The following is a 13,276-nucleotide window of genomic DNA, read 5'->3' on the forward strand; positions in this document are numbered from 1 at the left end:
TTAATTACATTGATATTGCAGGTAAGTCAGAAATAAAAAAGTTTTATGAAATACATAAGTTACAAAAATGTAAGGTTAATATAAGATAAATCTATGGTTCATAAAAGATATAGCTATTACAATCTATATAGATGATGTATAAAAATTATTGAGTAATGAGGAGAATAGATGTGAAAAAATTTAATGGATTTCAGATAAAAATGTTCATGGCAATTATTATGGTACTTGATCACATTGATCATATTCCTAACCTGATATCTGGAGATATGGCTTCTATATTTCATATAATAACTAGGTGTGTGGGAGTATGGTTTGCTTATACTGCGGTGGAAGGTTTTATGTATACAAGAAGTAAAGTTAAATATAACATTAGATTAGCTACATGGGCAGGTATTATGTTTTTAGGTAATAAACTTATAGCTTACCTATATAGTTCCAAAGAAATTATTGTATATAATAATATTTTCCTTACCCTCGCTATTGGTGTTTTGATGTTGAATGTATTATATAACTTCAAGAATAGTACTACTCTAGTAAAATTAGTTAGAGTAATTTTAAGTATCGCTATCTTTGTTGGTGGTATTATGATTTCTGAGGGTGGTATACCTATGATACCATTCATGTTGATAACTTATTATACTAGAAAAAATACAAGTCTTAGAAATATTAGTTATTTAGTATTTTTTGTAATATTGTTAATCTTCTCGTATACACCATATGAAACAGTGGAACTAACTATTAATATGATGCTCCATAACTGTGATTGGTTATTCATAACTGTTATACCATTCTTGTATATGTACAATGGTGAAAGAGGTCCCAAAAACAAATTTACAAAGTATTTCTTTTACGTATTTTATCCTGCTCATCTATGGATTATAGCTACAATTGCATATTTTGTAAAATAATATAAATAGAAGTGATTAGTAATGAATAGGTTTATAAAAATAATATTTAGTTTTGTTATCTTAGCTGGTTTAACTATTGGATTATCTGGGTGCAGTGCATTGGAAAATGATGATGTAAAGCAATTGAAAAAAGATTTGATCACTGTTGTACAGGATAATGCAAAAGATTATTTCAACAAGGAAATAGATTGTGATAATTTTGATATATCACTCTCTCAAGCAGTAACGGAAGATAGTTTCACATCTGTCATAAATTTAGATAATGTAAAAAAAGTTCACTTTATTGGGTGTTTCAAGGATAAACCTGAGGATGTAATAGAGTTTTATTTAATCTATGATATAGAAAATAAGAAAACTGAGAAATTTGGAATAAAAACTTTGGAAGATGATGAAATTGTATATGCTGAATTGGATGATTAAATATTAACTGGGGAGTTATTATATTATACAAATTAATTTCATTATAATTATCATGACAGTAGCGGGCTAAGATATAAGTCTGCTGCTGTTATGTTAGTTACAGATATATATACTCTTGACATTAATATAAATAATTATTATATTAACATTAGACTATATAGATTATTTATACATATTAATTAGTAGACTACTTTTATATAAGAACATATAAGGAGCAAGATTACATGTATAAGATATTGATTATTGAAGATGATAATAAACTAAGAAAAGAACTTTCTAAGTTATTGGTGTCCTATGGTTATGAATGTATTTATAATGAAGATTTCAAGAATATCATTGAATACTCATTAACTGCAAATGCTGATTTGATACTTTTAGACATTAATCTTCCTTATTATGATGGATTTCATATATGTAGAGAGATAAGAAAGCAATCAAATATTCCCATCATCATAGTTACAAGTAGAAACACTGATATGGATGAATTGATGGCTCTTAACCTTGGTGCTGATGATTTTATAACAAAACCTTATAATACGCAGATTTTACTAGCACATATTTCTACGGTTTTGAAAAGAACAACCATGAATAATAATAGTCAGATTCTGATTCATAAGAATTTGTCCCTAAATATTTCCAATAGTACTGCTAGTCATCAAGATAATAAGATTGAGCTTACCAAAAATGAAATGAGAATACTTTCACTGCTAATAAGGAATAAAGAAACCATTGTATCGAGGGATGATATTATGAATGAACTTTGGCAGTCAGATGAATTTGTTGATGACAATACTCTTACTGTTAATGTCAATAGACTAAGAAAAAAACTTGAAACTATTGGATTAAGGAATTTCATTGAAACAAAGAGAGGACAAGGATATATTATATGAAACTTACAACTTTCTTGAAAAACAAAATATGGTTCCTTATATTTCACCTATTATTAATCGCTTTCATCAGTCTCCTACTTTCAATATTTCACGTAAATTTTTATGTAATTCTTTTTATTGCTATGCTGATCCTTATAACAGATATAGTAATTCTTATGATAGAATATATACCCAAAAGAAATTTTTATAGTAAGCTTGATAAGGTTCTAGAGAACCTAGATAAAAAATATTATATCCATGAATTGATAGAAAAACCCAATTTTGAAGAAGGCATAATACTTCATGATGTCATCTATCAAGCTGTGAAATCAATGAATGATGAAATAGCAAAGTATAAAATATCCCAAAATGAATATAAAGAATATATTGAAACATGGATTCATGAAATAAAGACTCCTATTTTTTGTATTGATCTGATATGTGAAAATACTAAAAATCAGGTTACTAAGAGTATTTCCGATGAAATTAGTAAAATCAACAATTTTGTAGAGCAAGCCCTATACTATGCAAGAAGCACAGCTCTAGAGAAAGATTATGTTATTCGTAGACTCAACCTAGAAGAAACAATCAAAAAATTAATTAAAAGCCAAGCAAAACAGCTAATCAGATGTAAAGCAGATATGAAGTTGGAGAATCTAGATAAAATTGTATTTTGTGATACTAAATGGCTTGATTTCATTCTGGGACAAGTATTATCCAATAGTATAAAATACAAAAAGGACAATCTAATCATTACATTCTCTGCTATTGAAAACAATAATAATCTTGAATTATTATTATCGGATAATGGGATAGGCATACCGGAAAAAGATATCCAAAAAGTATTTGATAAAGGGTTCACAGGCGAGAATGGAAGAAAATATGCAAAATCAACAGGTATAGGTCTATATCTATGTAAAAATCTATGTACTAAGATGGGTCTTGGATTCGCTATCTCCTCTCAGCTTGATATAGGAACTACAGTTAAAATAATATTTCCAAAAGATAAAACAATTCTATTTGAGTCATAGGTCTATGACTCCTTTTTAGTTTTGTGACATAATTGTAAGATTCATGTAAGTGTAATCTAAGGTAATAATTATAGATAGATGATATATTTTACTTATCAAAAATATAGTGTATGACAAATTGGTTATATTTTATATTTTAATAGGAGGTTTTCTGATGAAAACAATTTTGCAGGTTAAAAATATAGAAAAATACTATGGTAACAAGGGCAATGTTACTAGGGCTATAAATAATATAAGCTTTGATGTACAAGAAGGTGAATATATCGGAATAATGGGGGCATCTGGTAGTGGTAAGACTACATTACTCAATTGTATATCAACTATTGATATGGTAACTTCAGGCAAGATATTAATTGAAGATAAAGATATTACTACACTAAGATCAAAGCAATTGTCTAGATTCAGACGTGAAAATCTAGGATTCATATTCCAAGACTTCAATCTGCTTGATACACTTACAGCATATGAAAATATAGCTATTGCACTTACTATACTAAAAGTAGATTCCAAAAAGATTGATGGAATGATAAAAGATATCTCACATAAGTTGAATATTACAGATATACTAAACAAATATCCTTATCAATTATCTGGTGGTCAAAAGCAAAGAGTAGCCAGTGCTAGAGCAATTATAACGAATCCTTCTATGATTCTAGCAGATGAACCTACAGGAGCCCTTGACAGTAAATCTTCAAAAATGCTGTTAGAGAGTTTTGATAAATTGAATTCAGAACTTAATGCAACTATTCTCATGGTTACACATGATGCATTTGCAGCAAGCTATTGTAATAGAATCCTATTCATTAAGGATGGTAAACTATTCAATGAACTCATAAAAGGCAATGATACAAGAAAAGAATTTTTTGATAGAATTATTGAGGTTATATCTCTTCTCGGAGGTGATAATACCGATGTATATTAAACTTTCTTATAAAAATGCTTCAAAGAGTATAAAAGACTATGGTATCTATTTCTTGACCTTAGTTTTTGGTGTATGCGTATTTTATATGTTTAATGCTATTGATGCTCAAAAAGAAATTATGGAATTGACTCAAAGAGAACATAACGCTATGAAATTTCTTAAAGAAATACTTAATTATGTATCTGTTTTTGTATCTATAGTATTAGGCTTTTTAATTGTATATGCTAATGGCTTTCTTATCAAAAGACGTAAGAAAGAACTTGGAGTCTACTTGACTCTAGGAATGGAAAAACATCAAATATCAATAATACTTATATTAGAAACAATGGTATTAGCTATCGTTGGTCTTTTTGTTGGACTGGTAGTTGGAATTTTTGGTTCACAGATTATGTCTGTTTTTACCGCTAAGTTGTTCGAGGTAAATATGACTTCTTTCAAATTTGTTTTCTCCCCTACCGCTGCACTTAAGAGTATATTATTTTTTTCAATAATATTTCTTGTAGTTACATTATTCAATACTTTTACAATATCTAAATGCAAACTGCTTGATCTATTATACGGTAATAAAAAGAACCAAGAAATGAAAGTCAGAAATAAAACAGTATCAATTTTTTTATTTATATTGTCCCTAATCTCACTTGCTATTGCTTATTACTTAATATTGACAAATGGTATTGCTGATATTTCACCTGCGTTCTATGGTTCATTGGTATTTGGTACAATTGGTACACTTTTATTTTTTCTATCAATATCTGGTTTATTGATAAAAATAATTATCAAATTCAAAAAAGTGTATCTTAAGAATCTGAATGTGTTTGTAGTTCGCCAAATAGCCAGTATGATAAATACTAATGTGGTATCTATGACCATAGTATGTATTGCTCTACTACTTACTATTGGTACCCTTTCATCCGGTGTAAGTATGTCAAAAGCTTTTTCAAGAGATATCTCAGATAAAACACCTTATGATATTTCTTTCTATGATTATGGTTATGGGGATGAAGGATTAACTGACATAAGTAAAGTTTTAGAAGAACATACACATTTTTCTAATTATACATCTGTAACTAATCAAATATTCTTTTATAACATACCACAATTACATTATAAAGATATTGTGATAGATGAAAAATTAGATTCTTCTATGTACTTTTTAAGGAATCCAATTAAGTTTATTTGCCTAAGTGATTATAATAGAAGTGCCAGAATACAAGGTGGTAAAGAGTTATCATTATCTGAGAATGAGTATGCAATAATTAACTTGTGGGAAACTTTGAATGATAATTTTAATTTAGTTATAGAAAACAACAAAGCAATTACTTTAAACAACAACAAATTCTATCCATACAAAAATATAATCAAGCTTCAGTTGTATACTAGGGATAGTATGTTTCCTTCACCTGTAATGATTATAAATGATAAATATATTAAAGATATGAAAAAAAGTGAGGCTATATTGAATGCTGACTTCAAAAATGTAAATGCACAAAAATCTTTTATGGCAGAATTTGATAAATCATCAAAAAGGTATTTGCATTTTACTAAAGATGAACTATATACGGAAGTTATAACTGGTAAGACCGTCTCTGCTTTTCTTGCAATCTACTTAGGTTTTGTATTTTTAGTAACATGTGCTGCAATACTATCCATTCAGCAATTGTCACAATCTAGTGATAACAAAGAAAGATATGAGCTTCTTAAGAAATTAGGAGCAGATGAGAGAATGTTGAATCATACTTTATTTACTCAGATATTAATTTATTTTTTACTTCCTTTATCACTGGCTATTGTTCATTCAGTTGTTGGACTTATAGCAGTAAATCAACTTATAGTTGCTTATGGTAAAGTAAATATATTAGCTAATATTTTAATGGCTGCAATATTTCTTGTGATTGTGTATGGTGCTTATTTTATGGCAACTTATATTGGGAGTAAGAATGTTATTAAGGGTAATAGAATAATCTAAAATATTATTGATAATAAAGAACCTATATGATACAGAGTAATTAATATTAGTCTGGTTATCATATAGGTAGTTTATTTTAGCTTAGAATTTCGTATTTATTGAGTTCTAGGAATCTATATAAATATTCTTTTCCTAATTCATCTGTTATTATATGATTCTCCACTAATTCCTTATTAATGTAGTAGTAATTATCAAGTTCTAGGCTATAATTAAATGCTACTTGATATGCCCATAATTCATCTGATTGAGTGTTAAATACTATGTATTTTTTGTTGTCAGCTTTAAATATAACGAGATAATTATTATCGATATTTACAACAGAAAAATTATTATCTTTGCAAACATTTAATTCTGGTGAAGCAAATTCAAAGCTATTTTTTGCATGTTCCATAATAACCATAACATCATTAATATCATTACATGATAATTCACTTCTCTTGTTAGAATATCTGGTTTTTTCAAGAAGTAAAAGAGTCATAAGCAATGCTTCATCTTGGTCGTTGGACATAAATTTTATTGTATCTTTTCCTCTTTCACTTGTCATTAAAACATATTTATCATTCACTTTTTTTAATCTTGTAATAACATCTGATTGAATATTATAAATGTAATTACCTAATATATCACAGCAGTAATTATAGTCTTTACTTTTTTTATTTAAATAGCTTAGTATTTTTTGTAACATAAATTTACCTCATTACGCTTTCCTTATAGGGTATTCTTTGTAATCATGACACCTAGAGGCGAACTCCAATCAAGACTTTTCAGAAAAACATCTATAGCTTTCTTAGTATCATTGATTATATACTTTTTATCTATTCTTTCTTCATCCACCAATTTTACGATATAAAAAAGTTCAAGAGAATCATACAGTTTACTTAAAAACAGTACTAAATCACTTTCTAATACAAGTTCTTTCCTCTGATTTACCATAGTTTCTAACTCCGAAAGTGTATTATCTTCTAATGTTATAGATACTAATCCTTCAACATCAATATCTTGTTTGATAATGTTTTTGTAATAATCCATATCCGTATTTAAATGAAAAACCAATTTTGAGTTGAACTCAAATTTTCTGGGTTCATGAGGTATCTTCTTACCACCCCATTCATTAAATAATTCTACTATATTAAGCTTTTTAAAATCTTCTTTCTTCATTAATATATCAAGTATTAAATCCATATTTACCTCACTCATCTTTTTTTATTAATCATGTCCAAAAAGGTGTTGATACTCCTACATAAAACATTATCCTAATCATAGTCAAACTAATACTAATCAGTTATCATTTATGTAGGTTATCTAAAATTCTAACAGGTTTTAATCAGTACATTCATCTTCTACTATAGGAATAAATGGAGATATAAACGTATCTTTTTGTATAGATAGATTACCTCGAACTAAAGTATATACAATAAATTCATTATCTAACCCCTTTGTGTCTTCATCATCTTTAACGTATAATAGACCATATGAACCTGGGGCTATCTTGGCAATATATTTATACACTCCTAATAATTCTTCTGATTCTTGGGTTTTATGATTACTTACACCCGATACTATAAATTGATATTCACCATTTACTGCAAATATTTTTAAAATCCCACTTTCCCAGTTAAGATTATCTATATACTCTTCAATCATCTTAGCTATATCATCGACATTTTCTTCGTCTATAACTTGTGGAGTTTCTCTTATTACAGCCCAACCGTGAAATTCATACATAAGTATCACCTCATTTAGTTTACTTATAATTCCATTTTTATTTATAAATTCTTATCCAACATTATAATAATAAGATTGAAGGCTTTATCGATTTAACTTTGTTCATTATGATACTCAATATCTTTTGTTGCTAAATCTAAAGCAACAACTAATTTAATTTGTGTTATCTTACTCAAACCTCTTTTAAAATCATATAATGTAAAAGTTTCAAAATACGGCTTATCATTTGGATTAAGCCTATTAAGTTCAAGTTGTATTTCTATATTTTCACGAGTATATCTGACCATATAATCATCACTAGAAATTTCAATAAACCCATATTTTTTTATCTTATAGAACCGAAACACTTATGTGATTTTGACCCTTCACTTTTAATAATTGATTATTTATATCCAATGATTCTCCTTCTCCAAAACCATAGGTCCAACAGATATCTCTCCGGTTACACATTGTATTAATTAAATATAAAAGAAATAGGTCTTATGGTAATACCTGTTCAAAATTAGGAACCTTTCTCAGTAATTCTTCATCAGATATGTCGAAACTGATAAATTTTGCTTTAGGTGGAATTATAACTCTTGAAATATGTATTCCTTTCAAACATTTATTACACCAAAACAATAGATACCCAATTCCTGTTTTTGAATCTCCAATATATTGATAGTCTACTTCATGACTATTACAATTTGGGCAGGTAAATACTATTTTTTCCCCATTAATTAATTGAGAAATCTTTAAACTTTCATTCAACCATGATTTATATACTTTATTCATTTTCTGCACCTACTTACTTTTTTTATTTATCAAGATAATATTTCCACCAAGAATTTTCTGATTCATGTGCTCCTTGTTTTTTTAATGCCTCTACACTTCTAGCACCATAACCACCATGTACTAAACTACGGTTGGCCTCATATGTGTCTTGTCCAACATATTTCCATACTACATTTTTATCTGTAAATAGTATATCATTGTTTTCTTGTATTTGTACATTTACTCCTAAACTTTTTGATATTTTTGATTGTATTAAGTGTTCATTCTTAGTTATGGAATCATTATCTCCATATATATCAATCAAATCCGCCATAGCTGATAATCTAGTAAATTCATAGATATCGTAGGGGGTTATATTTTTTCCTGCTTTTTCTTTGTACAAGAGTTCATTCTTCTTAATATATTTCTTGTAATGCTCCCATACACCAGTTTCTTCATAACCGCCTTCTGCTACTTCTACGGTAATTTCTCCTGTATCTAATTCTTTTAGCTTTTTAAATAGTTCTTTGATTTTTGCATCAGCTATGTACTTGGCACTAGACCACTCATTTAATTGATTATTTGATATTTCCATCTGTTCATCAATTTGCTTAATGATATCCATCATATCATGATAAGGTATATTTTCAGTCATATAGCTTGATTTGGAAAATACGCGTTTAGAATCTTCTATGTAAACTTTTCTTGTAGGCTCGTCAAATATGTTGTTAGATTGTTCCACAAGACTTTCCAATCTTCGTTCGGCGTATAGATAACTGTTTATAGCACTATTGATATATATTCCCGATTCATCCAGTCTTTCCCCTAAAGACTTAATTCCTTTGCTAGCTGTATCTAGTTGATAATTAATATTATGTCTTTGACGAATTACATTGTCAATACTATTTTTTAATGAGTTAAATTGACTATAAATATTATTTACTCTTTCTGCCGAGCCTTTTAACTTGTCTACTTGCTCTTCTAGTTCTCTAATATCTGAAGATATTTTTGACATGTTTCACCTCCTTTGACCTGCATAAATAAATTACCTTTAATAACATTCATATAAAAAAGTTAAACATATACACAAAAAGATTAATTTAATAATACATAATTAAAAATTATATTTCTACAAATCCTGACGAACGACATGATTCATGGGATAAAATGCATAATTCCAAGACATATTTCTAGTATGTTTTTTCTTGAGTTGTTAGTAAATAAGGATTAGAATTCGCAGTAGAATTTTTTATGATATTGAATCTAACATTTATTTGGTATATAATTTAAGAACTAAGATAAAATATTCAAATAATATACAATTTTAAAACATGAATTATGAATTAATTATGTAAAACAATGATGAATATAAGATATTGATATACTATAAATATGATGAAACATGAATTCGAGGAGGTTTTTTATGAAAAAAAAATTAACAGCCATTATCTTACCCTTAATATTATTAATTGCTTTTTTCTCCTATTATTGGTATGCTGAAATTTCAATAGAAGATTCTAACTTAAGAGAAGCATTAAAACAAAATATCGGTAAGCTAAATAGAGCAAATTTATATGATGTTGCCACGTTAGATTTATCAAATTGTAATATTAAAAACTTAGATGGCGTACAAAATCTTAAAAACATAAACCATCTTTGTTTATCCAATAATCAAATCAAGGAAATTAAGTATATTAACAATTTGAACATAGATTCACTAGATCTAAGCAATAACAAAATAGATAATATTCCTAAATTGAATTTACCTAAATTACGTATACTTGATTTATCGGGAAATAATATTAGTGATATACAAAATATATCAAACATTATTACCTTAGAAGATTTAGTGTTATCTGATAATAATATATACAATATTTGTGAATTAACAAATTTACCTAATCTCACATTATTGGATTTAAACTTAAATGATTTATCCTCTATAGATGGTATTGAAAATTTAAAGACACTAAAATCACTTTTTATAGGTGGAAATGACATACATTATATAAATAGTATTAGCAATCTAAGTAATTTAGAAGAGCTGATTCTTTCTGAGAATCAAAACATTAAAGACCCTATACCAATAGAATATTTGAAGAAACTAAAGAACTTAGAGATGAAGTACACTAACATTGAAAATATTATTCAATAAATATATAATTGATAAAGTATATCTAAACAATATTTATTACAATCTCTAAACATGTAGGTACACATATTTGAATCATAATTCATGTATGAATTACACTAAAATATATGCTCTATAGCTTGTAAAATACAAACTATAGAGCATAAAATTAAATATAATTAAATTTTGATCTCTAAAAAATATGTAAGCTATATAGGAAGTATCTAAGAACTACTTATAAATCAATCTTAGCAACAAGTTCTTCGTATAGAACTTCACCTGTTTTCTTGAATCCTACACTTTCATATAGTTTTTCAGCTACTTTATTTTCTGGTTCAAAGCTAGTGTAGAAAGGCATCTTGCCATATTTTTCTCTTATAAAATCCAGAAGTTTTAGTACTGATGCTCTTCCATATCCTTTTTTCTGATGTTTTTGGTCAATCATTAATCTGCACATAGCCATACTGTTATCATCTTCTTCATCAATCTCATACATGATAAACCCAACCATTATATCGTCATCATATATTGCTAATGGAAATAAATTTTTTCCATAATGAGCTTCTAACAATGAGTATGAATTAGGTGCTACAAATTCTTCTTGCTCCTTAAAAACCTTTAAATTAAAGCACTCTTCCCAATTATCGTTATTTATTTCTTTAAATAGTATATTCATAATACCCTCCATATTTCTATTTTTAATTATTATATTAGTTTATTTTCTTACCTCATAAATGAAGAATAAATATTACTATATAACTAATAACCTAATTCCTTTAACATACCTGATAATACTTTTAATCTTTCAGCTATGAGTTCCCCATCATCACTTAGAATTTGATTAAAAAGTTTAATATCTTCATTTATTTTTTCATTATCTATACATACTTCTACGTTCATTGCATCACCTTGTAATCCTACTCTGTCAATAATAGGTTTATCTTGATTGTATAGATCATCATAGCGATACGCTTCTTTGAAATGTCCCATGGTTCTGCAAATAAGAATTGATAAGTCTAGCACACGATGTAGTGGTAATTCTTCAGATTGTCTTGACCATTTTTCACCTGTATGTCTCCAAACTTTAGCTGATATCTCCACATTTCCTCTATCATTCCACTGTGCCAGTCCTAATGAAAGCCCCTTAGCATCAGTATCATAGGCGTATCTACCATCAACATTTTCATAGTTTTCAGAAACTATTACAGGTTTATGTTTTAATTTTGTAGGTATTTTCATATTATGACCCCCTTTAACAATTAGTAATTTAGTAATTTAGTAAATTACTAAATCCAATTTAATGGTATATTATTCTATTAGATTTGTCAAGGTTATCATTAGAGAATAAAAAGGCTTATATTAATATTACAACCTTTAAAATAATGAAATATTATGTTAGTTAACTAATATATGTGTTAAAATATTTATTAGGTAGATTTTACTTGTATCTATTATTATGAAAGGAAAAAAGTAAAATTATAGAGTTAATAAGATTTTTGTAATAGAAAGGCTTATGGTGATTATTTTGAATAGAAATGTTAAAAAAATATCCATTATCATAATTATACTAATCAGTATATATTTTTTGGCTAAACCTTTGTCATTTTACATTATCCTTGTTAAAAATGGATATAACATAACTACGTTTGAAACTTATAAGACTGTAAATCAAACGTCTAATAGCAAAGAAAAAATAATTAAAGTATATGATTATGATGGTAATTTTAATTATCTTTTATTATCCAATGACAAAAGGAAGTTTTGGACTCTAATAAAAGAAGGACAGTCATCTTCTACAGAAAATAGTTATTCAATATTATTATGGGATGAATTCAGCATAGAAATTGAGCCTGTAAATACTAGTTCAAGTGAAGAACAATCTATGATTCTAAATGAAACACATAAAATCTATGATGTCTTAAAAGATAAAGTTAATGAATTTAAACTTGATACTATTTCTCCTAATCTAGGATATGATGTGACTGAGAATGATAAATTCTATACTATAGATATCTATACATTATCACCTGAGTCTGAACCTATATTAAGAGAAACTAATATCAATAAAATTTTAGATTTTAAATAATTACATAGATGGTTTTATAAACCTCTGAGTAGGATAATCAAATTCTATCAGTAATTCATCTTCTATAAATCCTAATCTTTTATATAATTTACGAGGGGCTGTTCCTTTTGGATCGCCTTCTCTATATGTAGTAACTTTTATATCCGTTTTTGGTTTGAATTCTTTAAAGGAAAACTGTAATAGTTTTGATGCTATACCTTTTTTCCTATAGTCTGGATGTACCGCTAAAAAACAAATTTCTGAATTTTTCCTGCTTATTATAAGCAACCCTACTATTTTATCATCATGTCTAGCTAGTATTCCTGTTTTCCGTTCTATAGTTTTTTCCATACCTTTTCTATAGTCATCCATATCCAAGCCTGGAAAATCGTCTTTTACTATATCAACCATGTTCATCCATTCATCTATATCTTTGTAATCTGCAAAGTCTATTAAATATTGATTGTTCATGTGCTCTCCTTTCTA

17 protein-coding genes are annotated in these 13,276 nt (G+C 27.4%); 8 read left to right on the plus strand and 9 right to left on the minus strand.

From position 1 onward, the window contains the following. The first annotated feature begins 170 nt into the window (after window positions 1-170). The 6 genes from HYG85_RS07655 (at window position 171) to HYG85_RS07680 (ending at window position 6,116) form a co-directional block, all read left to right on the plus strand. Complete coding sequence (locus HYG85_RS07655) at window positions 171-908, plus strand: TraX family protein (protein WP_244971298.1); 738 nt, start codon at window positions 171-173, stop codon at window positions 906-908. A gap of 21 nt (window positions 909-929) precedes the next feature. Beyond that, window positions 930-1,328, plus strand: a complete 399-nt coding sequence (locus tag HYG85_RS07660) for a hypothetical protein (protein ID WP_212692985.1) — start codon at window positions 930-932, stop codon at window positions 1,326-1,328. 224 nt (window positions 1,329-1,552) lie between these two features. Beyond that, a complete protein-coding gene (locus tag HYG85_RS07665) occupies window positions 1,553-2,218 on the plus strand; it encodes a response regulator transcription factor (RefSeq protein ID WP_212692986.1) in 666 nt (221 codons plus the stop codon). Then, complete coding sequence (locus tag HYG85_RS07670) at window positions 2,215-3,228, plus strand: sensor histidine kinase (protein WP_212692987.1); 1,014 nt, start codon at window positions 2,215-2,217, stop codon at window positions 3,226-3,228. The genes HYG85_RS07665 and HYG85_RS07670 overlap by 4 nt, the downstream gene beginning before the upstream one ends. Window positions 3,229-3,382: 154 nt before the next feature. Continuing rightward, window positions 3,383-4,150 carry an ABC transporter ATP-binding protein gene (locus HYG85_RS07675; protein WP_212692988.1) on the plus strand — a complete coding sequence of 256 codons (768 nt, stop codon included), beginning with the start codon at window positions 3,383-3,385 and terminating at the stop codon, window positions 4,148-4,150. After that, window positions 4,140-6,116 carry an ABC transporter permease gene (locus HYG85_RS07680; RefSeq protein WP_212692989.1) on the plus strand — a complete coding sequence of 659 codons (1,977 nt, stop codon included), beginning with the start codon at window positions 4,140-4,142 and terminating at the stop codon, window positions 6,114-6,116. Before HYG85_RS07675 ends, HYG85_RS07680 begins: the two co-directional genes overlap by 11 nt. Window positions 6,117-6,192: 76 nt before the next feature. On the opposite strand, the gene HYG85_RS07685 is transcribed toward HYG85_RS07680, so the two are convergent. The 6 genes from HYG85_RS07685 to HYG85_RS07710 form a co-directional block, all read right to left on the minus strand. Continuing rightward, complete coding sequence (locus HYG85_RS07685; RefSeq protein ID WP_212692990.1) at window positions 6,193-6,801, minus strand: hypothetical protein; 609 nt, start codon at window positions 6,799-6,801, stop codon at window positions 6,193-6,195. Between the two features lie 23 nt (window positions 6,802-6,824). Continuing rightward, window positions 6,825-7,298, minus strand: a complete 474-nt coding sequence (locus tag HYG85_RS07690; RefSeq protein ID WP_212692991.1) for a hypothetical protein — start codon at window positions 7,296-7,298, stop codon at window positions 6,825-6,827. Window positions 7,299-7,436: 138 nt separating this feature from the next. Next, window positions 7,437-7,841 carry an Imm7 family immunity protein gene (locus HYG85_RS07695; RefSeq protein WP_212692992.1) on the minus strand — a complete coding sequence of 135 codons (405 nt, stop codon included), beginning with the start codon at window positions 7,839-7,841 and terminating at the stop codon, window positions 7,437-7,439. A 92-nt stretch (window positions 7,842-7,933) separates the two neighbouring features. Next, window positions 7,934-8,128 (minus strand): hypothetical protein, encoded by a 195-nt coding sequence (locus HYG85_RS07700; protein WP_212692993.1) that lies wholly within the window; start codon window positions 8,126-8,128, stop codon window positions 7,934-7,936. 193 nt (window positions 8,129-8,321) lie between these two features. Next, window positions 8,322-8,615 (minus strand): hypothetical protein, encoded by a 294-nt coding sequence (locus HYG85_RS07705; protein WP_212692994.1) that lies wholly within the window; start codon window positions 8,613-8,615, stop codon window positions 8,322-8,324. Between the two features lie 22 nt (window positions 8,616-8,637). Continuing rightward, complete coding sequence (locus tag HYG85_RS07710; protein WP_212692995.1) at window positions 8,638-9,609, minus strand: hypothetical protein; 972 nt, start codon at window positions 9,607-9,609, stop codon at window positions 8,638-8,640. Window positions 9,610-10,017: 408 nt separating this feature from the next. Here HYG85_RS07710 and HYG85_RS07715 point away from each other — a divergent pair, with 408 nt between their 5' ends. Further along, window positions 10,018-10,749 (plus strand): leucine-rich repeat domain-containing protein, encoded by a 732-nt coding sequence (locus HYG85_RS07715; RefSeq protein WP_212692996.1) that lies wholly within the window; start codon window positions 10,018-10,020, stop codon window positions 10,747-10,749. A gap of 211 nt (window positions 10,750-10,960) precedes the next feature. Here HYG85_RS07715 and HYG85_RS07720 read toward each other — a convergent pair whose 3' ends face one another. Together HYG85_RS07720 and HYG85_RS07725 are read right to left on the minus strand one after the other, a co-directional pair. Next, entirely contained in the window at window positions 10,961-11,401 is a 441-nt protein-coding gene (locus HYG85_RS07720; RefSeq protein WP_212692997.1) for a GNAT family N-acetyltransferase, read from the minus strand. 83 nt (window positions 11,402-11,484) lie between these two features. Continuing rightward, on the minus strand, window positions 11,485-11,964 hold the full coding sequence (locus tag HYG85_RS07725; protein WP_212692998.1) for a DUF6530 family protein: 480 nt from the start codon (window positions 11,962-11,964) through the stop codon (window positions 11,485-11,487). A 286-nt stretch (window positions 11,965-12,250) separates the two neighbouring features. On the opposite strand from HYG85_RS07725, the gene HYG85_RS07730 reads away from it, so the two are divergent. Then, window positions 12,251-12,811 (plus strand): hypothetical protein, encoded by a 561-nt coding sequence (locus tag HYG85_RS07730; protein ID WP_212692999.1) that lies wholly within the window; start codon window positions 12,251-12,253, stop codon window positions 12,809-12,811. Here HYG85_RS07730 and HYG85_RS07735 read toward each other — a convergent pair whose 3' ends face one another. Continuing rightward, on the minus strand, window positions 12,812-13,261 hold the full coding sequence (locus HYG85_RS07735) for a GNAT family N-acetyltransferase (RefSeq protein WP_212693000.1): 450 nt from the start codon (window positions 13,259-13,261) through the stop codon (window positions 12,812-12,814). Window positions 13,262-13,276 lie beyond the last annotated feature (15 nt).

Source organism: Vallitalea guaymasensis (assembly GCF_018141425.1).
GTDB lineage: Bacteria > Bacillota > Clostridia > Lachnospirales > Vallitaleaceae > Vallitalea > Vallitalea guaymasensis.